Annotated in this window: 21 protein-coding genes; 7 read left to right on the top strand and 14 right to left on the bottom strand. The window is 63.4% G+C overall.

The genetic code is table 11. The features are described from left to right. Positions 1–149: 149 nt before the first annotated feature. Complete coding sequence (locus AQ12_RS18885) at positions 150–1,643, bottom strand: AMP nucleosidase (protein ID WP_048441494.1); 1,494 nt, start codon at positions 1,641–1,643, stop codon at positions 150–152. Between the two features lie 125 nt (positions 1,644–1,768). Between AQ12_RS18885 and AQ12_RS18880 the strand changes: the two genes are divergently transcribed. The 6 genes from AQ12_RS18880 to AQ12_RS18855 all read left to right on the top strand — a co-directional run bounded on the left by AQ12_RS18880 (position 1,769) and on the right by AQ12_RS18855 (position 7,018). Then, positions 1,769–2,029 carry a hypothetical protein gene (locus AQ12_RS18880; RefSeq protein WP_053076803.1) on the top strand — a complete coding sequence of 87 codons (261 nt, stop codon included), beginning with the start codon at positions 1,769–1,771 and terminating at the stop codon, positions 2,027–2,029. A 125-nt stretch (positions 2,030–2,154) separates the two neighbouring features. Continuing rightward, positions 2,155–3,816 (top strand): ATP-binding protein, encoded by a 1,662-nt coding sequence (locus tag AQ12_RS18875; RefSeq protein ID WP_048441493.1) that lies wholly within the window; start codon positions 2,155–2,157, stop codon positions 3,814–3,816. Further along, a complete protein-coding gene (locus AQ12_RS18870) occupies positions 3,813–4,526 on the top strand; it encodes an alpha/beta hydrolase (RefSeq protein ID WP_082151683.1) in 714 nt (237 codons plus the stop codon). Before AQ12_RS18875 ends, AQ12_RS18870 begins: the two co-directional genes overlap by 4 nt. Positions 4,527–4,581: 55 nt before the next feature. After that, positions 4,582–5,364 (top strand): ABC transporter permease, encoded by a 783-nt coding sequence (locus AQ12_RS18865; RefSeq protein ID WP_048441491.1) that lies wholly within the window; start codon positions 4,582–4,584, stop codon positions 5,362–5,364. 23 nt (positions 5,365–5,387) lie between these two features. Further along, positions 5,388–6,377 carry an MlaD family protein gene (locus tag AQ12_RS18860; protein WP_048441490.1) on the top strand — a complete coding sequence of 330 codons (990 nt, stop codon included), beginning with the start codon at positions 5,388–5,390 and terminating at the stop codon, positions 6,375–6,377. Next, positions 6,374–7,018: a hypothetical protein gene (locus AQ12_RS18855; RefSeq protein WP_048441489.1), complete on the top strand. Its 645-nt coding sequence runs from the start codon at positions 6,374–6,376 to the stop codon at positions 7,016–7,018. The genes AQ12_RS18860 and AQ12_RS18855 overlap by 4 nt, the downstream gene beginning before the upstream one ends. Here AQ12_RS18855 and AQ12_RS18850 read toward each other — a convergent pair. The 9 genes from AQ12_RS18850 to AQ12_RS18810 all read right to left on the bottom strand — a co-directional run bounded on the left by AQ12_RS18850 (position 7,015) and on the right by AQ12_RS18810 (position 18,520). Further along, the gene (locus tag AQ12_RS18850) at positions 7,015–7,788 is read right to left on the bottom strand and encodes a hypothetical protein (protein WP_238587766.1); all 774 of its coding nucleotides are present in this window, start codon (positions 7,786–7,788) and stop codon (positions 7,015–7,017) included. The genes AQ12_RS18855 and AQ12_RS18850 overlap by 4 nt on opposite strands. A gap of 253 nt (positions 7,789–8,041) precedes the next feature. Then, entirely contained in the window at positions 8,042–8,536 is a 495-nt protein-coding gene (locus AQ12_RS18845; RefSeq protein ID WP_048441487.1) for a histone H1-like DNA-binding protein, read from the bottom strand. A 329-nt stretch (positions 8,537–8,865) separates the two neighbouring features. After that, positions 8,866–10,098 carry a ribonucleotide-diphosphate reductase subunit beta gene (locus AQ12_RS18840; RefSeq protein WP_048441486.1) on the bottom strand — a complete coding sequence of 411 codons (1,233 nt, stop codon included), beginning with the start codon at positions 10,096–10,098 and terminating at the stop codon, positions 8,866–8,868. A gap of 173 nt (positions 10,099–10,271) precedes the next feature. Beyond that, a complete protein-coding gene (locus tag AQ12_RS18835; RefSeq protein ID WP_048441485.1) occupies positions 10,272–13,178 on the bottom strand; it encodes a ribonucleoside-diphosphate reductase subunit alpha in 2,907 nt (968 codons plus the stop codon). A gap of 449 nt (positions 13,179–13,627) precedes the next feature. After that, positions 13,628–14,257 (bottom strand): 1,6-anhydro-N-acetylmuramyl-L-alanine amidase AmpD, encoded by a 630-nt coding sequence (gene ampD, locus AQ12_RS18830; protein WP_048441484.1) that lies wholly within the window; start codon positions 14,255–14,257, stop codon positions 13,628–13,630. Continuing rightward, positions 14,241–15,722 carry a sigma-54 dependent transcriptional regulator gene (locus tag AQ12_RS18825; RefSeq protein WP_048441483.1) on the bottom strand — a complete coding sequence of 494 codons (1,482 nt, stop codon included), beginning with the start codon at positions 15,720–15,722 and terminating at the stop codon, positions 14,241–14,243. The genes ampD and AQ12_RS18825 overlap by 17 nt, the downstream gene beginning before the upstream one ends. Positions 15,723–15,736: 14 nt before the next feature. Continuing rightward, positions 15,737–17,458, bottom strand: a complete 1,722-nt coding sequence (locus tag AQ12_RS18820; protein WP_048441482.1) for a PAS domain-containing sensor histidine kinase — start codon at positions 17,456–17,458, stop codon at positions 15,737–15,739. 1 nt (position 17,459) lies between these two features. After that, positions 17,460–17,714: a PP0621 family protein gene (locus tag AQ12_RS18815; protein WP_048441481.1), complete on the bottom strand. Its 255-nt coding sequence runs from the start codon at positions 17,712–17,714 to the stop codon at positions 17,460–17,462. Next, positions 17,711–18,520, bottom strand: a complete 810-nt coding sequence (locus AQ12_RS18810) for an inner membrane protein YpjD (RefSeq protein ID WP_161799046.1) — start codon at positions 18,518–18,520, stop codon at positions 17,711–17,713. Before AQ12_RS18810 ends, AQ12_RS18815 begins: the two co-directional genes overlap by 4 nt. Before the next feature lie 70 nt (positions 18,521–18,590). Between AQ12_RS18810 and ffh the strand changes: the two genes are divergently transcribed. Continuing rightward, positions 18,591–19,970, top strand: coding sequence for a signal recognition particle protein (gene ffh, locus AQ12_RS18805; protein WP_048441480.1), 1,380 nt, complete (start codon positions 18,591–18,593; stop codon positions 19,968–19,970). Positions 19,971–19,974: 4 nt separating this feature from the next. Here the strand turns inward: ffh and AQ12_RS18800 are convergent, their stop codons facing one another. The 4 genes from AQ12_RS18800 to miaB all read right to left on the bottom strand — a co-directional run bounded on the left by AQ12_RS18800 (position 19,975) and on the right by miaB (position 23,530). Further along, on the bottom strand, positions 19,975–20,568 hold the full coding sequence (locus AQ12_RS18800; RefSeq protein WP_152682855.1) for a hypothetical protein: 594 nt from the start codon (positions 20,566–20,568) through the stop codon (positions 19,975–19,977). Beyond that, complete coding sequence (locus AQ12_RS18795; RefSeq protein ID WP_152682854.1) at positions 20,541–21,641, bottom strand: hypothetical protein; 1,101 nt, start codon at positions 21,639–21,641, stop codon at positions 20,541–20,543. Before AQ12_RS18795 ends, AQ12_RS18800 begins: the two co-directional genes overlap by 28 nt. A gap of 6 nt (positions 21,642–21,647) precedes the next feature. Continuing rightward, the gene (locus AQ12_RS18790; RefSeq protein WP_161799045.1) at positions 21,648–22,112 is read right to left on the bottom strand and encodes a type III secretion system chaperone; all 465 of its coding nucleotides are present in this window, start codon (positions 22,110–22,112) and stop codon (positions 21,648–21,650) included. Between the two features lie 77 nt (positions 22,113–22,189). Continuing rightward, positions 22,190–23,530, bottom strand: coding sequence for a tRNA (N6-isopentenyl adenosine(37)-C2)-methylthiotransferase MiaB (miaB, locus tag AQ12_RS18785; RefSeq protein WP_048441476.1), 1,341 nt, complete (start codon positions 23,528–23,530; stop codon positions 22,190–22,192). Between the last annotated feature and the right edge of the window lie 5 nt (positions 23,531–23,535).

The raw sequence follows: 23,535 nt of genomic DNA, 5'->3' as shown, positions 1-23,535 counted from the left end.
ATTACGAATCAAGCACTTGAGTGGTGTTTCTTAAGAGTCCGCAATGACAGTCAAAGGGCTGTCATGCCGGACTCGATCCGGCATCCACCGCGAAGCGGCCACGGCCGTTGAATACATGGATTGCGGATCGAGTCCGCAATGACAGCCCACTACTGAAACGCCACCTCGTCAAAGCTGCGCAGCTTGCGGCTGTGCAGGCGCTGGCTTCCTTCGGCTCGCAGGATATCGATGGCACGCATGCCGATGCGCAGGTGCTGGTCGACGCGTTCGCGGTAGAACTGGTTGGCCATGCCCGGCAACTTGATCTCGCCGTGCAGCGGCTTGTCGCTCACGCACAAGAGCGTGCCGTAGGGCACGCGAAACCGGAAGCCGTTGGCCGCGATGGTTGCGCTTTCCATGTCCAGCGCCACAGCACGGCTTTGCGAAAAACGGCGCTGCGGCTGGTTGGCCGGAAGCAGCTCCCAATTTCGGTTGTCGGTGCTCGCCACCGTGCCGGTCCGCATCACCCGTTTCAGGTCCGCGCCCTTGTAGCCCGTCACATCGGCCACGGCTTGCTCGAGCGCGAGCTGGATTTCTGCCAGCGCTGGAATCGGCACCCACAGCGGCAGGTCTTCGTCGAGCACGTGGTCTTCACGCACGTACGCGTGGGCCAGCACATAGTCGCCCAGTTGCTGGCTGTTGCGCAGCCCCGCGCAGTGGCCCAGCATCATCCAGGCGTGCGGGCGCAGCACGGCGATGTGGTCGGTGATGGTCTTGGCATTGGCCGGACCCACGCCGATGTTCACCATCGTGATGCCGCCGCGATCGGCGCGCATGAGGTGGTAGGCGGGCATCTGCGGCAGGCGCGGCGGTATTGCGCCCATGCTGTCGACTTCTTCTGCCGCAATCCCGACGCGCCGCGTGACCACATTGCCGGGTTCGATGAAGGCGATGTATTCGCTGTCAGGCTTGGCCATCTCTTCATGGCCCAGGCGCACGAACTCGTCGATGTAGAACTGGTAGTTGGTAAACAGCACGAAGTTCTGGAACCACTCCGGCGCGGTGCCCGTGTAGTGGCGCAGGCGGTGCAGCGAATAGTCCACGCGTGCAGCCGGAAAGAGCGACAGGGGTTGCGCTTCGCCGGGCCGTGCAATCCAGGTGCCGTTGGCGATGCCGTCGTCCATCGCGCCGAGGTCGGGCAGGTCGAACACTTCCCGCATCAGGAAACGCCGCTCGGGTGCGAGGGTGCCTTCGATGTGGTCGTTTTCGGCGAAGGAAAAATGAATCGGGATCGGTTGCGTGCTGGTTCCTACCTCCAGCTCGACGCCATGGTTTTGCCGCAGCAGGCGGAACTGTTCGAGGTAGTAATTCGCATACAGGTCGGGGCGCGTGAGCGTTGTTTCGAACCGGCCCGCCGTGGCGACAAAACCATAAGACAGTCCGGAGTTCTCCAGCAGGTTCTGCCGCGCCACGGTGTCGGTGTGGATGCGCACGAAGGGGTAGCAGGCGCGCACGTGGCCGGGCAGTGATTCACCCGCGACAAACTGCTGCATGGCAACGCGCAGGTGGTTGATCTGCTGCGAATAGATGGTGCGGACCTGGTCGAGCGCCGACTGGGGATCGCTGTGGCGCGTGGGTGCGATGAAGGGTGGCAGGTGGGGCATGAGGGCTATTGTGCAGCGATGAGCAACCGTCCTACACGGTCTCACGTCACGCCCTGACGTTACAAATTCGGCCTTTGGGTGACAGTTCATCCATCCGAACAAACCGACTTACAGGAGCCGAGCGAATGAGAACTGAGACGACGTTGGCAAACAATCCCTTTGCGCTGATCATGGATTCGGCAAGTGTCCGCGCCCTGGTCGACAAGTCCGAAGCGCTGGGCCGTTTGAGCCAGCGCCAGTGCCATCCGCTCGACCGTGCCGTCATCCGCAGCGCCAGTGCTGAGCTGGCCGCCTACGACGCCAAGATCGATCGCACCACGGTTTACCTGCCGCCCGAAGAAGACAAGCCGATGACGACGCGCGCCTACGCCGAGTCGATCAACTAAAGCATTCTTCGACGCTTCTACTCTGCCCACGCATCAGTCAACTGACTGCGTGGCGCCTCATAAGTTGACCGCGATCAAGCGCTTGCCGCCCTGATCTGGCTACGATAGCCAACGGAGAAACACCGTTGGATCTTGAGATTCCCGATTCGTTGGCAAGCGCATTGCGAGGCCTCCTCGACCCGCAATCGCAAGTGGCCCTGCAGCTCGATGTGCAGGGCGCTGGCCGTGGCGTGCGCGTCGTGTCGAGTCACCACTTCGACGGCAGCATTCTCACCACGCTCTACCAGATGGGCTGTGCCGCGGGCGCCAAGGACCTGGTGCACCAGCTGCTCGCGCTGGACAACCTCAATGGCGAATCGCAACTGGACACCATCGCATCGCTGGAGCTGATGGTTCCGGCCATCGTCAGGTGGCTGGGCCGCGATGTGATCGACGGCTGGCTCTACCAGCGCGGCAAGGACGGCGTGCTGCTCGCGTGGCTGGTTCACTCCGTGCGGCTGGTGCGTCCTGCCGATGGGCAGGGCTCAGCCTACGTGATGGTGGGCCTGATTGCGAACACGCTGCACGCCGCTGGTCGTCCACCACCGTCCGATCCCCGCATGCGATTTGCCGGCATGACCTGGGGCATCAGTTTCTATGCCGAAGACCTGCCGGGCCGCACGGTCGCCGATCTGTTTGCCGATCACGGCTTCTACAAGGAATGCCATGAATTCCGGCAGGAGTACCAGTCCCATGTGGATCGCTTCATGCAACTGCAGGCGAAATTCGGCGAACAGTTCACGATCACGGGCGGCCTGTGGCGAGCCGTCGAGGGATCGCCGCGTGCGGGACTGGAGTTCCTGCGGCTGCAACCCGGTATCACGGCGCGATGCGTCAACGACGAAGCACTTCTGGAGCGGCGCTTCGACATGGCGGCTGATGCGCATTTCTGGCGCGAAAGCGGTATTGCAACCGGCTTCGACCGCATTCCGCAGCATGCCTATCTGCACCTGTTTCACCTGGACTGGCATCGCAACGTCTGGGTTCATTCGCAGTTCGTGGAGCCTTACGAATATTCCCCGTCGGTGCGCGACCGCCTGGTGTTGCCACAGGCGCATCGCGACCTGGTCGATATCCTCACCGCAGACCGCAACTTCCTGATGGAAGACGTGGTGCCCGGCAAGTCCGGCGGCACCACGATTCTTTGCCAGGGCGCGCCGGGCCTGGGCAAGACGCTCACGGCGGAGGTGTACGCCGAAGTGGTCGGCAAGCCGCTGTACCGGGTGCACTCGGGCCAGCTTGGCGTGACGGCCAGTTCGGTGGAAGCCAACCTCACCGCCATCTTGCAACGCGCTGCGCGCTGGGACTGCGTGTTGCTGCTCGATGAAGCCGACGTGTACATCCGAAAGCGTGACAACGACCTCCAGCACAATGCCATCGTCGCGGAATTCCTGCGCAACCTGGAGTACTTCAGTGGGCTGCTTTTCATGACGACCAACCGGGTGTCCGACATCGACGACGCCATCCTGTCGCGGTGCATTGCCGTGATCACCTATGAACCGCCGGGCCCCGAGGATGCACGGCGCCTGTGGTCCAGCCTGGCAGGGCAATTCGGCATCGAGATGCCTGGGTCACTCATCGATGAGGTGGTGGCTGCATTTCCGGGGATCAGCGGACGCGACATCAAGGAGCTGCTGAAACTCACCAGCAAGTTCTGTCGCCAGAAGCAAGTGCCCTTGTCGCGTGAAGCTTTCGCTCAGTGCGCGGTTTTTCGCGACCTCGCATGCAACAGGGGGTCGCTGCAATGATCGATCCGTCGCTGCTGGGCGGTGCCCTGACCGGTAGGCTGAAGTTCAGGCCCGGATCGCAACCCGATGAAGCGCCGCTTGCGCCCGGTCGTCATGGCATGGCGTTTCCCGAGGGGCGCGAGGCGGTGTTCGTGGTGCCCGAGGGGCTGGATGCAAGTGCGCCGGTGCCGATGATGGTGTTGTTTCACGGTGCGGGCGGTGACGCCAATCGCGTCCTGCCGCACTTCGTGCGCTGGGCACGCTCGCGTGGGTTCCTGCTGTTGGCGCCGCAATCGATGTTTCCCACCTGGGACGTCGTGATCGGTGGGCACGGTCCGGATCTGGAGCGCCTGGACGGTGCGCTGGCGCGGGCGGCCTCGCACTTTCACATCGATCCGGCGCGGCTGGCTTTTGCCGGCTTCTCGGATGGGGGAAGTTATGCGCTCTCTACCGGCGTCACCAACGGAGATGTCGCCAGCCATGTCATCGCGCTGTCCGCCGGATTCATGAACACGTTCACGCAGATGGGCACGCCCCGGGTGTTCATTGCGCACGGCCGGTCCGACAGCCAGTTGCCCATCGAGACGAGCGCGACACCGCATGCGGTCCGGCTGCTTGAGAGCGGCCACGACCTGACGCTGTTGCCATTTGATGGCGACCATGTGATTGTTCCATGGGTCGTCGAGCGCGCCATCGATTTCTTCATGGGGCCGCAGCCAGCCAAGGGTTGAGTTCGGCAGGCGGCGACTTATCATTGCCGCGGTGAACACGGCCAATTCCCATTCAATGTTCGGGCTCGCGCGCCTGGGACGCATGCCGCTGGATTGGCTTGCGGGATGGTGGCGCATCATCTTCTTCGGTGCGCAGTTGCAGGTGCTGGCGCTCGCGCCTTCCAGTTATGCGCGAGGTGGTGGCTCGCGGCTCTTGCGCCACATGTACCTGGACACGGCACCCATCCTCTGGTGGTTCACGGCGCTGTCGGCATTGCTCACGCTGGTGATCACTCGCATCGTCATCGTCACTTCCCTCAGCTACGGGCTTTCGCAGTACGCGCTGGAGATGGTGATTCGTGTGCTGGTGCTTGAATTGATCCCGCTCACTGCAGCGCTGTTTGTCGCGCTGCGCTGCACGATTCCCAATGGGGCGGCGCTGGCAGAGATGCGCCGCAGCGGCGAATTCGACGTGCTGGCTCGCAGCGGCGTGGACCCGGTGGTCACGCATGTGCTGCCGCGCGCGACCGCCGGCGTCTTTGCCTGCGTCATGCTGGCCGCGCTCAGTTGCGTCGTGGCGCTGGTGCTCGCGTACCTGGCGGTGTACGGCGTCACCAGCGCGGGACTCGACGGGTATGCGCGGGTCTTTGGGCGCATCTTCACGCCGGCGGTGGCCGCTATCTTTGTCATCAAGACCCTGTTCTTCAGCCTGGCGGTGTCGGTGATTCCGATGGCCTCGGGGCTCTACGATGTGGAAGGCGACGGCTCGCGCGAGAGCGCCGCGTTGCAAGGGCTGGTGCGGATGTTCGCCGTGCTGCTGCTGCTCGAAGCTGTCTCGCTGACTGGCAACTACGCCTGAAAACAATGGTTCCGTCTGACGACATGCCTGACGACACATCTCACCAAACGCCCCTGAAAAGCTCGGAGCCCCACACGGGCAAGCCGACCCGCCACCTGGAGATCAAGGCGCTGTTGATGCTGGCCTTCATGGTGCTGCTGGTCGCCGCGTCGGCGCTTTTTCTGCTGCATTCGCGCGGCTTCTTCGAGCCAACCCAGAAGCTCGTGCTCACCACCGAAGATTCCGAAGGCGTGATCGTGGGCATGGACATGACCTTCTCCGGCTTTCCGATCGGCCGGGTGCGCCGGGTGGAACTGTCCCCGACTGGCAGCGTGCACATCATCATCGACGTGGCACAAAAGGATGCGCACTGGCTTCGCACATCGAGCATTTTCACGCTCGTGCGGGGGCTGGTTGGCGGCACTGCGATCCGCGCTTACAGCGGCATCCTCACCGATCCGCCCTTGCCCGATGGCGCGCAGCGGCCCGTGTTGCGGGGCGACGCGACGGCCGAGCTGCCGCGCGTGCTGGCCACCGCGCGCGAGACACTCGAGAACCTGAGCGCGATGACCGCCCAGGACGCGGCGCTGCGGCAGTCGCTGGAGAATGTGCGCGAACTGACCGCGCGGCTCAAGGGGCCACGCGGTGCGCTCGGTGCCGTGATGGGCAACGACGCGGATGCGCAAAAACTCGTCACCGCGCTGGACCGCGCCAATGCATTGCTCGCGCGTCTCGACGGCATGGCTGCCAAGGCCGACACGCAGGTGTTCGGTCCCGAAGGCGTGATGAAGGATGCGCGTGCGACGGTGGCACAGCTCAATGCGCTGTTGGCCGAGACGCGGGTCAGCCTGAAGAAGGTGGACTCCGTGCTGGTCGAGGCGCAAGGCATCTCGTCGAACGTGCGCGGCGCCACCACCGATCTGGGTGCACTGCGCGCCGATGTGGAAGCCAATCTGCGAAAGATCGAAGGCATGATCAATGAGCTCAATCGCAAATGGCCGTTCGCGCGCGAGACCGAGGTGAAGCTGCCATGAAGCGCGCGCTATTTGCTCTCGTCATGGCACTGGCCGCCGGTTGCGCCAGCAAGCCGCCGCAACCCGACTGGCAGATGAACGCCCATAGCGCGCTCGAGCGCTATATCAAGGCATTCATGAGTGGCAACGCGCGCGTGGAAGCCGCAGAGTTCGAGCGTGCGCGCACTGAGCTTGCGAGTACGGGCGATCCGGGGCTGGTGGCTCGCGCCGAGTTGACCCGCTGCGCCGCGCGCGTGGCGACGCTGGTCATGGAGCCATGCGATGGTTTTGAAAAGCTGCGCGTGGATGCACCGGTTGCCGAGCGTGCCTATGCGGACTTCCTGGCTGGGCGGCTCGCGCCCGCTGACGCGGCGCTGTTGCCCGAGCAGTACCGGGCGTTGGCGACAGATGCGAACCCGGGCGCATTGCCTTCGATTGCCGATCCGCTGTCGCGCCTGATCGCCGCGGGTGTTCTTTTTCGCACCGGGCGGGCAGATGCGGTGACCCTCAGCACCGCCGCCGACACCGCCGCCCACCAAGGCTGGCGCAGAGCCCTGCTGTCGTGGCTGGGCGTGCAGGCGCAGCGTGCAGAGCAGGCCGGCAGGGCCGATGAGGCCGGGCGCATCAGAAGGCGGATGGCGCTGGTGTCGGGCGATCGCTAACTGGGCATGTCTTCGCTGAGCGCTTGAGGGTTGGGCATGGCGTCCAGCAGCTCACCAATGGGAGGGTACATCTCGGCGACGCTGTTCACCGCCGTGCGCAACTGCGCCATCAGCGTCAGCTGCTGCGCGACAGGACACTGCACGATGGAAGCGGCGAGCACACGGCCCTGGCTGATGGCTATATCGGGATCGTCCAGCACCAGGTTGGGCAGCTCATGGATATAGCCCAGTACCTGCACTTCGACGATGTCACTTGCTGTGGGCTCGTGCCAGTTCGAGGATTTGTCAGCTGGCGGCGCAAGCTTGTATTCGGCGCAACGCTCGGGGTTCAGTGCAAGGCGCAGCTCCTGCTCGAAGTCCTCCATATGCTCGCCCACCAGGCGTTCCGCAAAGGGAGTGAACCAGGTCAACTGCGATCGCTTCTCCAGCCGTGTCGACAGGTTTCCCAGTTGCTCCAGGCGGTCCTGGGCGCCCAGCCTGTCGACATGGCCCAGCAGGTCCATGAATTCCGTCTGGAGGTTGTGGAGATGCTCGGGCCCGATGGAGCCATCGTCCAGTCCCTGAAAGAGCGAAGTCGCGCGGTCTGTCACCTGGTGAAGCGACAGTGGCGCGCTGGGCCGTGAGCCTGGATGCCCTGCATGGACAGTGACCGGGCCGGGCGCTGTGGGTGTTGTGGGCGTGGTCGGTGTCGTGGATGTACTGGGATCGGCGTGCGGCGTCGGAACGCCGGTTGCCTGGTCGCCTGATTCAGGAACGGATTCGAGCCGCAAGGGGCGCACGCTTCTAGAGATGGGTGAAGGACCTGGCATATGTCGGCTTTTGTGAATGAGCCGCGAATACTAGGGAGTTGGTGCGCATGGGTCTGCGAGACCGAGGTCTGTGATGGCCATAAAAAAGCCCCGCTGCATAAGCACCGGGGCCATAAAAAAACGACGCATAAGCGCCGGGACAATAAAAAAACCCGACGCATAAGCGCCGGGTTTGGGTCGGGCAAATGCCCCGCTTGCGCGAGGCGTGTCGCCCTTAAGGTTTGCTGGCTGTCGGAAACGGCCAGGCGGCTTGCGGATTCAGCGTCGTTTGCGCTGCTGGCGCAGCCGCAGCGGCAGGAGCTGCCTTTGCTTGCGGCTTGGCAGCAGGCTTTTTCGCAGCTTTCTTCGCAGCGGGCTTTTTGGCGGCCTTCTTGGCAGCCTTTTTCGCAGGAGCCTTCTTGGCGGCCTTCTTCGCCGTCGCCTTCTTGGCGGTGGTCTTCTTGGCAGCGGCCTTCTTCGCCGGAGCCTTCTTCGCAGCTGCCTTCTTTGCTGGAGCCTTCTTGGCAGCGGCCTTCTTCGCCGGAGCCTTCTTTGCTACCGCCTTTTTGGCGACGGCCTTCTTTGCCGGAGCCTTCTTGGCAGCGGCCTTTTTCGCCGGTGCCTTCTTTGCTGCGGCCTTCTTCGCCGGAGCAGCCTTCTTCGCTACGGCCTTTTTCGCCGGAGCCTTCTTAGCGGCCTTTTTTGCCGTTGCTTTTTTCGCAGTTGCCATTTTCATTTCTCCTGTACAAGTTGATCAACATCAACCAAAGAGGCGCTCCACGCTGTTGGTTTGCATGGAACGATTCATTGGGTTGGGCACGCAGCCCAGCTCAATGAACACCGTTGTCTCCTTGCGCGCCTGCTCTTGTGGCCGGTCTTCGCAGAGAGATACATCTCAAACTATCGCAGTCTTATCTCACTAACTCCACCCTGCAACCTGCAACTCCTGCCCCTTCGCTGGCATCCGTGGAACCGGCTTCGCCGGGCCACTGGATGCGCCCCTTGAGGGGAGGCGCCGAAGGCGCTTCGGGGTGGTCTACATCTTGGGGTGGTCCACATCTAATCCCATGAGAGCGCACCACCCGTCTGGTATTCGATCACGCGGGTTTCGAAGAAATTGCGCTCTTTCTTCAGGTCAATCATTTCGCTCATCCACGGGAACGGATTTTCTTCGTTCGGGAAAAGCGCCTCCAGGCCGATCTGCGTGGCGCGGCGATTCGCGATGTAGCGCAGGTAGCCCTTGAACATGGATGCATTCATGCCGAGCACGCCGCGCGGCATGGTGTCTTCGGCGTAACGGTATTCGAGCTCGACGGCCTTTTGGAACAGGTCCTTGATCTCGGCCTTGAATTCGGCAGTCCACAGGCCCGGGTTCTCCAGCTTGAGCTGGTTGATCAGGTCGATGCCGAAGTTGCAGTGCATCGACTCGTCGCGCAGGATGTACTGGTACTGCTCTGCAGCGCCGGTCATCTTGTTCTGGCGACCCAGCGCCAGGATCTGCGTGAAGCCGACGTAGAAGAACAGGCCCTCCATCAGGCAGGCGAACACGATCAGCGACTTGAGCAGGGTCTGGTCGGTCTCGTGCGTGCCGGTCTTGAAGTTGGGGTCGCTGATCGCTTCGATGAAGGGGATCAGGAACTGGTCCTTCTCGCGGATGGAGGCGATTTCGTTGTACGCGTTGAAGATTTCGCTTTCGTCCAGGCCGAGCGATTCGACGATGTACTGGTAAGCGTGCGTGTGGATCGCTTCCTCGAATGCCTGGCGCAAGAGGAACTGGCGGCACTCGGGGGCGGTGATGTGGCGATACGTGCCCAGCACGATGTTGTTGGCAGCCAGCGAATCGGCGGTCACGAAGAAGCCGAGGTTGCGCTTGATGATGCGGCGCTCGTCTTCGGTCAGACCGTTGGGGTCTTTCCACAGCGCGATGTCGCGGTTCATGTTCACTTCCTGCGGCATCCAGTGATTGGCGCAGGTGGCGAGGTATTTTTCCCAGGCCCACTTGTACTTGAACGGCACCAGCTGGTTGACGTCGGTCTGGCCGTTGATGATGCGCTTGTCGGCGGCATTCACGCGGCGGGCGACAGGTGCTGCTGCAGATGCAGGAGCTGGCTTGTGCACGCTCGGGCTCGTGCTCGCGCTCGTTGCAGTGAACGTGCTCACCACGTTTTGCGCGAGTGTCTGTGCGGGGATTGCTTGCTTCAGAGGTGAATGGGCCACCTCGCGATTCGCAGTGAAGGAATCGCTGTTCGTAACTGGCAATGTGGGCTTGACTTCGTCGTCCCAGGTCAGCATAAGTTTTCCAATGCTCGGATTATGTGAGCAGTGATGCGAAATGAAAAGTGTCCGTTCACATCACTGCCTGATTTTGTTGCTCAATTGCATCGAGACTTGTCAGAGAACACCGACAAAATTTTCGATGCGTGTGTTGCGATGCATGTTCGTATTTGAATGTGCATCGCGTTGCCTTACTGGCACGACTCGCATCCCGGATCATCGATCGCGCAGAACTTGATGTCGGTTGCTGCAACCGTCGCATTCATCTGCGCTTGCGCAGCAGCAGCCGCTGCTTCGAGCGCGCTCATGCCGCCTTGCGCCGCACCGGACGAAACCGCATTGAGCCGGCCCGATTGCACGGTGGATTTCTCTGCGTGCGTCGCGCTGGTGGTGCGCAGGTAGTAGGTGGTCTTCAGGCCGCGCAGCCATGCGAGCTTGTACGTGTCGTCGAGCTTCTTGCCCGATGCGCCTGCCATATAGATATTGAGCGACTGCGCCTGGTCGATCCACTTCTGGCGTCGTGCGGCGGCTTCCACCAGCCACACCGGTTCGACTTCGAATGCGGTGGCGTAGAGCTGCTTGACGTCTTGCGGCACGCGGTCGATGGGGCGCAGCGATCCGTCGAAGTGCTTCAGGTCCATGACCATCACGTCGTCCCACAGGCCCAGGCGCTTCAAGTCGCGCACCAGGTAGTGGTTGATGACCGTGAACTCGCCGGACAGGTTGGACTTGACCGACAGGTTGCCAAAGCATGGCTCGATCGATGCATCGACGCCGATGATGTTGGAGATGGTGGCGGTCGGCGCGATGGCGACGCAATTGGAGTTGCGCATGCCGTCGGTGGCGATCTTGCGGCGAAGCGCGTCCCAGTCGAGGGAGGACGAGCGGTCCACTTCGACATAGCCGCCGCGGGCCTTGTTCAGCATCTCGAGCGTGTCCAGGGGCATCACGCCCTTGTCCCAGAGCGAGCCCTTGTAGGTGGAGTACTTGCCGCGCTCGCGGGCGAGTTCGGTCGATGCCCAGTACGCGTGGTAGCAGACGGCTTCCATCGATTTGTCGGCGAAGTCCACGGCTTGCTGGGAGGCGTACGGGATGCGCAGTTCATACAGCGCGTCCTGGAAACCCATGATGCCAAGGCCCACCGGGCGATGGCGCAGGTTGGAGTCGCGCGCCTTCTTGACGGCGTAGTAGTTGATGTCGATCACGTTGTCGAGCATGCGCATCGCGGTGGTGATGGTGCGCTTGAGCTTGTCGTGGTCGACCGAGCCGTCCTTCAGGTGCTGCAGCAGGTTGACCGAGCCGAGGTTGCAGACGGCGGTTTCGGTGTCGCTGGTGTTGAGCGTGATCTCGGTGCACAGGTTGGACGAGTGCACGACGCCCACGTGCTGCTGGGGCGAGCGTACGTTGCAGGCATCCTTGAAGGTGATCCAGGGATGGCCGGTCTCGAACAGCATCGAGAGCATCTTGCGCCACATGTCGGTGGCCTGCAGCGTGCGGCTGGGCTTGATCTCGCCGCGTCGCGCCTTTTCTTCGTAGGCTACATAGGCCTTCTCGAAGTCGTCACCGAACTTGTCGTGCAGGTCAGGCACGTTGGATGGGGAGAACAAGGTCCACTCGCCCTTTTCCATCACGCGGCGCATGAACAGGTCGGGAATCCAGTTGGCCGTGTTCATGTCGTGCGTGCGGCGGCGGTCGTCGCCGGTGTTCTTGCGCAGTTCCAGGAACTCCTCGATGTCCAGGTGCCAGGTTTCCAGGTAGGTGCAGACCGCGCCCTTGCGCTTGCCGCCCTGGTTCACCGCCACGGCCGTGTCGTTGACGACTTTCAGGAATGGAACCACGCCCTGCGATTCGCCGTTGGTGCCCTTGATATGGGAGCCGAGGGCACGCACGCGCGTCCAGTCGTTGCCCAGGCCGCCTGCGAACTTGGACAGCAGCGCGTTTTCCTTGATGGATTCGTAGATGCCGTCGAGGTCGTCGGGCACGGTGGTGAGGTAGCACGACGACAGCTGTGAACGCAGGGTGCCGGCGTTGAAGAGCGTCGGGGTGGACGACATGAAATCGAAGCTCGAAAGCACTTCATAGAATTCGATGGCGCGCGCTTCGCGGTCGATTTCGTTGAGCGACAGGCCCATGGCGACGCGCATGAAGAACGCCTGCGGCAGTTCGATGCGGGTCTTGCGCAGGTGCAGGAAGTAGCGGTCGTACAGCGTCTGCAGGCCGAGGTAGTCGAACTTCAGGTCGCGTTCGGCCTTGAGCGCAGCGCCGAGTTTCTTCAGGTCGTACTGCAGGAGCTTCTCGTCGAGCAGTTCGTTTTCGACGCCCTTCTTGATGAAGCCGGGGAAGTAGTCGGCATAGCTGCCAGCCATTTCGGCAGGCGGCAGGTCGCGTCCGAGCACTTCCTTGAAGATCGTGTGCAGCAACAGGCGCGCAGTGGCGAAGGTGTAGTCCGGGTCTTTTTCGATCAGCGTGCGGGCAGCCAGGATCGAAGCCTTGTAGACCTCGTCCATCGGGACGCCGTCGTACAGGTTGCGCATGGTCTCGGCCATGATCGGATCGGGCTTCACGTCGGCGCCCAGGTTCTGGCAAGCCGACTGGATCAGGCCCTGCAGGTGTTCCAGGTCCAGAGGAATGCGCTGGCCGCCGTCGAGCACATGAATGGTTGGTGCGGCTTGCGGCTTCTGTTCGCTCTGGCGGGCGCGCTCTTGCGTGCGGCGCTCGCGGTATAGCACGTAGGCACGGGCAATTTCGTGGTGGCCGCCACGCATCAGGCCGAGCTCGACGTTGTCTTGCACGTCTTCAATATGGAAGGTGCCGCCGCCCGGACGCGAACGCACCAGTGCGCGGATCACGGCCTGCGTGAGTTCGTCGACCATCTCGCGAACACTGGCCGATGCGGCGCCTTGCGTGCCATGCACGGCCAGGAACGCTTTCATCATGGCGATGGCGATCTTGTTCGGCTCGAACGGCACCACGGCGCCGTTGCGGCGAATGATCTGGTAGTTGGCCAGCGGGTTGATGGCAGCCGCAGTGGATTGCGCGGTGGTGTACTGGGTGCTGCTGGTGCCGGATCCGGTGGGGGTGCTCAAAGCAGGTTGCATTTGTTCTTCCTGTCCTACGTTGTTCTGAATAAAAGGCTAAAGGAATGCCAGGTGCGGGACTGGGGTGTCGCGCAAGAAGCGGGCTTTTTGGGGGTGCCGTGAGGCGGGTTGCGTGCGATCAGCGACCGGGGGTGCGGATGCGCGCGAAAAGGTCCGGAGGGCCAAAGGCGAGCTTGGGAAACTTCTTCATTTCGACTCCTGCGAACACTGCACAGTGTACAGCCAAGCACTATATATGGGGTGTCTGCAATTGCAAGCCCCTACATGTAGTGTTTACCCGAAAAATCTTGATCACAGGCTCCGAGCGGTTGCCGACAGGAAGTCCACAGTGATATCAACAGGCTGGCAGTGACGCGCAGCCCCGCGTGAGGCGCAGGAGCGCGTGTTTGATCAGCACTGCCTATTGCGTGTGCAGATTCAGCCCCTGCGCGCGGCAGTGGACAACTTGATCAGCGCGCGCCGGGTTCTTTTGTGTCGGGTTGAAACAGCGCGGCGTCTGGAAACTGCGCGCGGTTCCAGGCCAGGGCCCTTTGCATCAACGGCCAGTCGAATCCGGGACCGGGATCACTCTTGCGGCCGGGCGCGATGTGCTCATGGCCGGCGATGTGGGCGATCGGGTAGTTGGCCGCGATGGCCGCCGACAGGCTGGCAAGGGCTTCGTATTGCGCGGGCTCGAACAACTCGCCTTCCAGACCTTCGAGTTCGATGCCGATGGAGTCGTCGTTGCAGTTATCGCGGCCGCGATAGCAGGACTTGCCGGCGTGCCATGCGCGCTCATCGCAGCTCACGAACTGCCACAGTTCACCGCCGCGGCGGATGTAGAAGTGCGACGAAACCTGCATGCCCTCAATGCTCTTGAAGTAGGGGTGTGCATTCCAGTCGAGCGTGTTGGTAAAGAGCTGCTGCACTTCTTGGCCGCCGTACACACCGGGCGGCAGGCTGATCGAGTGCACGACGATCAGGTCGATGACCGTGCCCGGCGGACGCGGCCCGAAATTGGGAGAGGCGAGCTGCCTCGCATAGCCGTACCGTCCGGCGTTCCACAGGGCCGGTGCCGGCGCTTCAGGCCGAATCGCCATGCCCGTCGTCACCTGGCGCCGAGATCGAGAGGCGCGCGATCCGGTAGCGGATCTGGCGCAGCGACAGCCCCAGGCGCTGCGCCGCAGCGGTGCGATTGAAGCCGCTGTCGCGCAGCGCCTTCACCAGGATCTCGCGCTCTTGCTGGTCGAGGTAGGCCTGCAGGTCTGCCGGCATGGGATGCGGCAAGGGTGCTGGCGTCGTCAGTGGTGCAGCAGACACAGCGGCGGAAGGCGCAGATGTTTCGCGCATCAATGCAGGTGCCTGCGTGGGCGCGAAATCGACTTGCAGTTCTTCCCCGTCGGACAGCGCGACGGCGCGATGGAGCAGGTTCTCCAGCTCGCGCACGTTGCCGCTGAGCGGGTGATCGCACAGCTGCTGCACGACCGACGGCGACAGCGTGGGCACCGGCATGCCCGACTCGTGCGCGATGCGCGCGAGCAGTGCCTCGCACAGCGCGGGCAGGTCTTCACGGCGCTCGCGCAGCGGCGGCACCAGGATCTCGATCACGTTGAGGCGGTAGTACAGGTCTTGCCGGAAGCGCCCCGCATGCACATCGGCGGCGAGGTCCTTGTGCGTGGCGCTGACGATGCGCACATCCACGGCGTCTTCCTGCGTGGAGCCGAGCGCGCGAACCTGCCGCTCCTGGATCGCGCGCAAAAGCTTGGACTGCATCGCCAGCGGAAGATCGCCGATTTCGTCGAGAAAGAGGGTGCCGCTGCGCGCAGCCTGGAAGTAGCCTTCGCGATCCTGCGTGGCGCCGGTGTAGGAGCCCTTTTTCGCGCCAAAGAATTCGGCTTCGAGCAGGGCTTCGGGGATGGCACTGCAGTTGACCGCAACGAAAGGGCCGTCGCTGCGATGGCTGCAGGCGTGAATGGCGCGCGCCACCAGTTCCTTGCCGGTGCCGGACTCGCCGCGCACCAGCACGGGCGCCATGCTGCGCGCGACCTTGGCGATGCGCTCCTTGACGATGCGCATGGTCTGCGAATCGCCAACGAGCCGCCCGAGCGAGGCCTGGCTGCCTGCGGGTCGTTCGACCGGGGCCTGCCGGGGCGCGCCTGTGGAAGGGCGGGCGCGTGCAGCAGCGCCTCCATCCTGGATGGCCGATGCGACAACCGTGCGGAATTGCTTGAGGTCCACCGGCTTGGTGAGGTAGTCGAATGCGCCCGCCTTGAGCGCTTCAACTGCGTTTTCGGCCGAGCCGTAGGCGGTCATCACGATGCAGCGCTCGGTGCGCTGGCCGGCGAGCATGCCGTTGAGCAGGTCCAGGCCCAGGCCATCCGGCAGGCGCATGTCGGTGATGACTGCGTCGAACTTGCGGTTGTCCAGCTGTGCCCACGCCTCGGCGAGCGAGCCTGCGGCTTCGACGCGATAGCCCTCGCGCAGCAGCGTGAGTTCGTACAGGGTGCGCAGGTCGGGCTCGTCGTCGACGACAAGGACATGGGCGGATGCAGGGGCGGAGGACATCAGTTGCGCTTTATTCAGCCGGCTATTGTGTCAAATGAAGCGGTACCGGCCAGTGGACTCGCAATTGCGAACGCCACGCTGAAGTCATTGCCCTCGCGCGCGTGACCGGCAGGGCCCGCGATGACGCGCTCATAGCTCATGCTTGCGCGATGCCGCTCGCACAGTTCGCGGCAGATGTACAGGCCCAGGCCGCTGGACCGGCTCTCGGAAGAAAAGAAGGGTTCGAAAAGATGCTGCTGCACGGTGGATTCGAGCGGTGCGCCATCGCTCCAGACATGCAGCCGCGCGCGACCGCCTGACAACTGCGTGGAGACCTGGATCGAATCGCTCCCGTGGCCCGCGTAGCGCAGCGCGTTGTCGAGCAGGTTGACCAGCACGCGGCGCAGGTGGTCGGCATCGAACGGCACGCGCACGCCCGGCGCAGCCAATGCGACTTGCAGGCGTTCGCTGCTTCGGGTTTGGGTGGCCCAGTCGCTGCAGGCGGCATTGACGGCTGCGTCGAGATCAAGCGCCGGTGACGTGGCAGCGCCATAAGGATGCACACGCGACACGTCCAGAATCTCATCGACGATCTGGGCCAGGCGCTGGGCGTTCTTGCGCACCAGCGCGCTGAGCTGCTGCAGGCCGGGGTCGTGCAGGTCTTCTTCCATCAGCGCGTTGGCCTGCGCGATCGCTGCCAGTGGATTGCGAAACTCATGGGCCACTGCCGCCGACATGCGGCCCATCGCGGCCAGCTTTTCGGTGCGAAGGCGCGCTTCCATCTCGCGCAGGTCTTCGAGGAACATCACGCACAGGCTTTCGCCGTGGTCCCCTTCGGCGTCGGTCAACCGTGTGCGTACATGGATGCGGCGCCGGGTGGCTGCCCCATCGTTGATGGCGACTTCGCCGACCATCGGGGCGCGAATGGCGAAAGTTTCTTGCGCCAGGCGCATCAGCGGCTGCCAGCCAGCCTGCACCGACAGGTCGAACTGTTCCCTGGAATGTGCGTGTCCTGCCCCCAGCATCGTTCGCGCGGCGGGGTTGGCAGCGCGAACGTTGCTGCCGGTGTCAATGACGAGCACGCCGTCGTTGAGTGTTTCGATGACGAGTTCGTTGACCTGCGCCTGGATGCGTGCGGCCTGCTGGCCTTCGCGAGCGGCCTGTTCTTCGCGTGCAAGCCGTCCCGCGAGCTGGTTGACCAGCACGGCGAGCGCAAAAAAGCCGGTGCCGGTCAGCCCTGCCTGCAGGAATCGTGCGGCTGTCTCGGTGGGCGCGTGCAGTGATTGGACCCATGCGTCGGTCAGCAGCAGCAGCGTGACACCGGCCGCAGTGCCGAGCGCGAGCAACGCGGAGCCGAGCACGCCGCCCATGAGCACCGGCAGCGCAAACAGCGGCGAGTAGTTGATTCCCGCCGCCTGCAGGAATTGCAGCGTCGAAAACGCGACCAGGTCGACGCCAATGGTGGACACCCATTGCGGATCGAATGTGTGACCCGGTGGCAAGGCGCGCGCGAACATGCGTACGGCGAGTGCTGCCGCAAGGTACGACATGCACAGGGCCACCAGCCAGTGGCTCACGTTGAGCGAGGGCGACAGGGTGTAGAGCGAAGCGAGCAGCAGCGACAGCACGATCGCAATCGCGACGCGGGCCGTCATGAAGCCGCGCCACAGCCGCGAGAAAGCAGAGTCGGGCGTCAGTGCCGGGCCATCATCGGCCTTGACCGCAGGCTCGGCTTTGGCTGCGGGCGGCCTGGCCATCTCAGCTGCCGGCCTGCCGGCTGTGTTCGGGGCAGCAGTACAGCTGGCCGCCCGGACCGGGCAGCGCATCGACGCGCGGCAGGTGCACCGAGCACACGGGGCACTGCACCATGTCCTGGGGCTCTTGCAGCTTCGGATTTCCCTGCGCGCGGGGCTTTGCCTGTTGCTCATCGCGCTCGCGGGCCGCGCGGTCCCGGCCATTGCGCCAGAGCCACACGGCAAAGACCACGACAGCGATGACGATCACGTATTTCATGAGGCGCGTCCCAGGACGACTTCGAGCACGAAGCGCGAGCCTGCATAGGCCAGCAGGAGCAACAGCGCTCCTATATAAAGGACGCGAACGGCCTTGCGACCACGCCAGCCGAATTTCAGGCGGCCCAGCAGCAGGCCCGCAAAGACGACCCAGGCCAGCACCGAAAAGACAGTCTTGTGATCCCAGCGCCAGCCACGCACCTGGCCGTACAGCGTGTCGGAAAAGAACAGTCCTGCGAGCAAGGTGGCGGTGAGCACCACAAACCCGGCGTAGGCAAAGCGGAACGTCAACCGTTCCAGGGTCAGCAGCGGCACACCGGCGTGCGGATCGGTTGCCTGCCGGATCTGGCGTTCAGCGCGTGTCATCAGCCACGCGTGGACCACAGCTGCGGCAAACAGGCCGTATGAAGCGATACCCAGCGCCAGATGCACAGGCAGCCACGGCGACGCGTTGGCGTGCAGCGCGGTGCCGGGGAACGCAAGCGCGAGCAAGACCGCTGCCGAACCCAGCCCGGCCAGCGCCCATCTCGCCTGTAACTGCGGGAACAACTGGCGCTCAACAGCATAGACAGTCATCACCAGCCAGGCTGTGACGGAAATGGCGGGTGCAAAGCCGAATCGGGGTGGGTCTCCGCCCAGGCCCCACAGCAATACGAGGGCGTGGAGCGACCATGCAACGAGCAGGGCGATGCGTGAGGCACGCTCGGACAGGCGGCCTGCAGCGGCTGCCGGAACGGCGTAGGCAGCTGCCGCAGCAAGTGCCAGCACGATGCTGGCAGCGGGCGCACTGGCGAATGCGTTGATCACAGGACCTTTAGAATGAAGTTCCACAGTTTATCGCCATGCTCTTGCGGCGACCGCCCCCAACTCCAATCCTATGGCCACGTCCGCTCTTACTGACAAGCTCTCACGCCTGGCCAAGGAACTTCGCGGCCAGGCCCGCATCACCGAAGCGAACGTGCAGGACATGCTGCGCGAAGTGCGCATGGCCCTGCTGGAGGCCGACGTCGCCCTGCCCGTGGTGCGCGACTTCATCGCGCGCGTCAAGGACAAGGCGCTCGGGCAGGAAGTGCTGGGTTCCCTGTCGCCCGGCCAGGCGCTGGTGGGCATCGTCAATCGCGAGTTGTCCGCGACGATGGGACAGGGTGTCGCAGACATCAACCTGCAGGCGCAGCCGCCGGCAGTGATCCTGATGGCGGGCCTGCAGGGTGCGGGCAAGACGACCACCACGGCCAAGCTCGCCAAGCACCTGATTGAAAAGCGCAAGAAAAAGGTGTTGACCGTGTCGGGCGACGTGTACCGTCCGGCGGCGATCGAGCAATTGAAGACCGTCACCGCGCAAGCCGGCGCCGAGTGGTTCCCGAGTTCACCCGACCAGAAGCCGGTGGATATCGCGCGCGCCGCACTCGATTACGCGCGCAAGCAATACTTCGATGTGCTGCTGGTCGATACGGCGGGCCGCCTGGCGATCGATGAAGCGCTGATGCGCGAGATCAAGGAACTGCACGCGGTACTCAATCCGGTCGAGACGCTCTTTGTCGTCGACGCGATGCAGGGCCAGGACGCGGTCAACACGGCCAAGGCATTCAAGGAGGCATTGCCGCTGACGGGCATCATCCTGACCAAGATGGACGGCGACTCACGCGGCGGCGCGGCGCTGTCCGTGCGCCAGATCACCGGCGCGCCGATCAAGTTCGCCGGTGTCAGCGAAAAGATCGATGGGCTCGAAGTCTTCGATGCCGAGCGCCATGCGGGCCGCATCCTGGGCATGGGCGATATCGTCGCGCTGGTCGAACAGGTCACCGCCGGTGTCGACATGGCGGCTGCGCAAAAGCTGGCGGCCAAGGTCAAGAGCGGCGACTTCGACCTCAATGATTTCCTCTCGCAGATCCAGCAGATGAAGAGCATGGGCGGCCTGTCCAGCCTGATGGACAAGATGCCAGCGCAGATGCAGGCCAAGGCGGGCGCGGTCGACATGAACAAGGCCGAGAAAGACATCCGCCGCAAGGAAGGCATCATCCAGAGCATGACGCCGCTGGAGCGCCGCAAGCCCGAACTCATCAAGGCAACCCGCAAGCGCCGCATCGCCGGTGGCGCCGGCGTCCATGTTCAGGAAGTCAACCGCCTGCTCAATGAATTCGAGCAGATGCAGGGGATGATGAAGAAGATGAAGGGCGGCGGGATGATGAAGATGATGAAACGCATGGGAGCGATGGGCGGCAAGGGCGGCGGCGGGATGCCCAAGCTGCCGTTCTGACGCTCTAGCGTTCCAGCACCGGCTCGCGCGCATCGCGCAGCAGTCTGACCGTTTGCGAGAGCGCCTCGACTGCGGCTTCGCGCGTCACGATCCACTGGGGCTCACTGCCCCGATCCAGCCAGGCCCAACGCGAACCGTGAAAGCTGCTGTGAGCTACGGCCAGTCGAAGTCCCGCAGGCAGCTTGCCGCTGGCGCGAAGTTGTGCTGCTGTGCGCTCCAGCGTGCCCACCAGTTTCATCAGGCCGTGATAGCGCCTGCGCACCGCATCCGGATCGTCTGCGACGCTGCCCCAGCGCAGTTGCATGGCGAAGGCCAATTCGTTGCCCAGGCTGTAGTAGTGGACCGCGTTGGACAGAAAGCCGTGACCCGCGAAGCCGAATGCGCGGTACACGGCGGGTTGTTCGGTGCTCCAGGCGGAAACCCAATCCTGGAAGTCGTAGAGGCTCCACGGAAGCGGCCGCGTTGCATAGGCCGCCGGGCCCAGGCGCACGAGCGGCTGGGTGTCGGGGATTCGCGAACACTCCAGGCCCTCAGCGGCGAACAGTTCGGCCGCTTCGATGCGCGCGTCGATCACGACCGTGCCTCTGGTGAATCCCAATCGGCGGGATCGATGACGTTGCCCGTCTTCTCCAGCTCATCGATGTGCGTCTTCAATTTGTCGAGCCGCACCACCGTGGCGTCCACTTCATCTTTGGTGAGCAGTCCGGCGAGTTCCTGCCGCAGGTTGTCCGGCGAGATGGCGTGGATGGCCGACTTCATCTGGGTGTCAACGAGTGGGGGCAGGGGGGCCGGTTCGGGGCCGAACGCGTGTCCGTTGTCGACGGCGTGTAGTTGGACGACTGCGCCCTGGTCATTGCGTTCGATGACGCAGTTGCCCGGATGCCTGCCGGTGTTTGCCGTGAGTGCGTCCAGCACGTCGAGCTTTGCAAGGGCCCGCCGCATGCCCGGATCATCGGGGTTGAGTTCCTGTGCACCGAAATCTGAAAGCTGCACAACCCTGCCGTCTTCGAACTTGCAATCCGCGCTCGCCAGCGCATCCTGGAACGCTTCGGGGTCCGAGCTGGAGATGTGAAGCAATGCGACGCCCAACGCCTCATCGTGAACGTCCCGCTTCTGGCGCGCAGCGGCATGACCAAGCGGGGCGAAGTCGATGACGATGCCCGCTTTGCCATCCGCCGTGGCGAGTTGTGTGTCGGGCACCAGGTTGAATCCCAGAAGCCTGTCGACAACATGTGTCGCAACGCTGCGCGCTGCCATCCGGGGATTGCCTTGAGGCGTGAATCGCATCGACGCGATGGAATCTTCGAACGTTCGATCCAGCGCGTGTCGACCGGCCGCCTCTGTTCGGCCCATCATGGCGTGCGAGTGCAGACGCTCGAAATGGTGTGAGGCCAGGGGACGCGCGTCCTTGAGCCGGCCCTTGAGTTCTCGTGAACCGGCGTCTGCGGTCTTCTCGTCGTAGGCTTCGCGCTGGCCTTGCGCGAATGTGCGGCTGTTCTGCTTGTGGGAATCCACTTCTGCTGACGTCGGTGTATCCCAGGTGCGTGCGAACACATCGTCGGCCTGCCCAAGCCCGCTGCGCCTGATGGGCTTGCTCGCCCCTGTGGCCACGCGGGCGCCCGAATCAGCTGTTGAACGCAGCCCGGAAGTCGACGGTGGAATGACAGGCATGTGTCTTCAGGCCCGGATCTGGAACGGGTCGGAGAAGTGCGGTGGTGTCTTGGCCTGCGTGCCAGAAGCGGAAAGCCGGGCCAGACGAGCCACCCAGATTTCACCGTTGAGAATCAATCCTTGCAGCAGGTCTTCAAGTCGATCCGCGTCAAGCTGCGCAGTAGGTTCCCGCAGTTGCAGGTAGACGGTGCCTTCTGCGGAGTTGGTGGAAATCGTCGCACCGCCCGAACCGGACCAGTGGAAGTTGGCATCGAGCAGGGCGTGGAGCACTCGTTCGCGCCGCGTGGCGGGCAGCATGCCGCAGCACACGCTGAGCACGAGTGACTGGCTGTCTTCCTCGAACTGGAACGACAGGTCCAGCAGGTTGTCGATGCGCACCATGCAGTAGCCGTCGGCGTCCAGGCGCAGGTCGGGCAGACCCTTGGCCTGCGCCAGCCGTTGCAACTGGATTTCGAGGTTTTCCTGGCTCATGGAACCTGAGTAACAGCCCGTGGCTGCCGGTTCCATCGCGCTTCAAAGAATTCTCGCCGGCGTCCGGCGAGGTGCAATCAGGCGGCGACATGCTCCGTGATCAGGACTTCCCCACGCAGCGAGTACGTGCCGGTGGAGGTGATCCGCACATCGATCATCTGGCCGACCAGGCGCGCAGGCCCCTTGAAGTTCACCATCCGGTTGCACTCGGTACGTCCAGCAAGCTCGGTCGCGTCCTTGCGCGACGGACCTTCGACCAGGATGCGCTGCACCGTGCCGATGCGGCTTTCGCTGATGCGTTTCATGCTCGCGTCGATGGTGCGCTGCACCAGTTGCAGGCGTTGCAGCTTGATCGCGTGCGGCGTGTCGTCGTGCAGCGTGGCAGCAGGCGTGCCGGGGCGCGGGCTGAAGATGAAGCTGAAGCTGTTGTCGTAGCCGATGTCGTCGATGAGCTTCATCATCTTGCCGAAGTCTTCTTCGGTCTCACCGGGAAAGCCCACGATGAAGTCGCTCGACATCGCCATGTCAGGGCGGATCGCGCGCAGCTTGCGCACGGTGCTTTTGTATTCCATCGCGGTGTAGCCGCGCTTCATGGCCATGAGGATGCGGTCGCTGCCGTGCTGCACCGGAAGATGAAGATGGCTCACCAGCTTGGGCACCTTGGCATAGACGTCGATGAGGCGCTGGGTGAATTCGTTGGGATGGCTGGTGGTGTAGCGGATGCGTTCGATGCCGGGGATATCGGCGACATATTCGATGAGCAAGGCGAAGTCGGCGATCTCGGCGGTGTCACCCATCTTGCCGCGGTAGGCGTTCACGTTCTGTCCGAGCAGGGTGACTTCCTTCACGCCCTGGTCGGCCAGCCCGGCCACTTCGACGAGCACGTCCTCGAAGGGCCGAGACACTTCCTCGCCGCGCGTGTACGGAACCACGCAGTAGCTGCAGTATTTGGAGCAGCCTTCCATGATGCTCACGAATGCTGCTGCACCATCGACACGCGCTGGGGGCAGATGGTCGAACTTCTCGATTTCGGGGAAGGTGATGTCCACTTGCGGGCGCTGCAGACGTTCGCGTTGCGCCAGCAGCTGCGGCAGGCGGTGCAAGGTCTGCGGCCCGAACACCACATCGACGTAGGGCGCACGCTCGATGATGGCTGCGCCTTCCTGGCTGGCCACGCAACCGCCGACTCCGATCAGCACGCCCTTGGCCTTGAGGTGCTTGACCCGGCCCAGGTCGCTGAAGACCTTCTCCTGCGCCTTCTCGCGAACTGAGCAGGTGTTGAAGAGGATGAGATCGGCCTGTTCGATATCCTGCGTCGGCTCGTAGCCTTGCGCTGCGTTCATCACATCGGCCATCTTGTCCGAGTCGTACTCGTTCATCTGGCAGCCGAAGGTTTTGATAAAGACTTTCTTTGACACGACTG

Origin of the sequence: Caenimonas sp. SL110 (assembly GCF_001044395.1) — a bacterium.
GTDB lineage: Bacteria > Pseudomonadota > Gammaproteobacteria > Burkholderiales > Burkholderiaceae_C > Ramlibacter.
The sequence above is the reverse complement of the archived record's forward strand: the minus strand, read 5'-3'. Positions and strand labels throughout refer to the sequence as shown.

Bases quoted from the DNA above. Each gene is read 5' to 3' on its own strand.
- AQ12_RS18885 (WP_048441494.1), bottom strand. From the start codon at position 1,643: ATGCCCCACCTGCCACCCTTCATCGCACCCACGCGCCACAGCGATCCC.
- AQ12_RS18880 (WP_053076803.1), top strand. From the start codon at position 1,769: ATGAGAACTGAGACGACGTTGGCAAACAATCCCTTTGCGCTGATCATG.
- AQ12_RS18870 (WP_082151683.1), top strand. From the start codon at position 3,813: ATGATCGATCCGTCGCTGCTGGGCGGTGCCCTGACCGGTAGGCTGAAG.
- AQ12_RS18865 (WP_048441491.1), top strand. From the start codon at position 4,582: ATGTTCGGGCTCGCGCGCCTGGGACGCATGCCGCTGGATTGGCTTGCG.
- AQ12_RS18860 (WP_048441490.1), top strand. From the start codon at position 5,388: ATGCCTGACGACACATCTCACCAAACGCCCCTGAAAAGCTCGGAGCCC.
- AQ12_RS18855 (WP_048441489.1), top strand. From the start codon at position 6,374: ATGAAGCGCGCGCTATTTGCTCTCGTCATGGCACTGGCCGCCGGTTGC.
- AQ12_RS18845 (WP_048441487.1), bottom strand. From the start codon at position 8,536: ATGGCAACTGCGAAAAAAGCAACGGCAAAAAAGGCCGCTAAGAAGGCT.
- AQ12_RS18840 (WP_048441486.1), bottom strand. From the start codon at position 10,098: ATGCTGACCTGGGACGACGAAGTCAAGCCCACATTGCCAGTTACGAAC.
- AQ12_RS18835 (WP_048441485.1), bottom strand. From the start codon at position 13,178: ATGCAACCTGCTTTGAGCACCCCCACCGGATCCGGCACCAGCAGCACC.
- ampD (WP_048441484.1), bottom strand. From the start codon at position 14,257: ATGGCGATTCGGCCTGAAGCGCCGGCACCGGCCCTGTGGAACGCCGGA.
- AQ12_RS18825 (WP_048441483.1), bottom strand. From the start codon at position 15,722: ATGTCCTCCGCCCCTGCATCCGCCCATGTCCTTGTCGTCGACGACGAG.
- AQ12_RS18820 (WP_048441482.1), bottom strand. From the start codon at position 17,458: ATGGCCAGGCCGCCCGCAGCCAAAGCCGAGCCTGCGGTCAAGGCCGAT.
- AQ12_RS18815 (WP_048441481.1), bottom strand. From the start codon at position 17,714: ATGAAATACGTGATCGTCATCGCTGTCGTGGTCTTTGCCGTGTGGCTC.
- ffh (WP_048441480.1), top strand. From the start codon at position 18,591: ATGGCCACGTCCGCTCTTACTGACAAGCTCTCACGCCTGGCCAAGGAA.
- AQ12_RS18795 (WP_152682854.1), bottom strand. From the start codon at position 21,641: ATGCCTGTCATTCCACCGTCGACTTCCGGGCTGCGTTCAACAGCTGAT.
- AQ12_RS18790 (WP_161799045.1), bottom strand. From the start codon at position 22,112: ATGAGCCAGGAAAACCTCGAAATCCAGTTGCAACGGCTGGCGCAGGCC.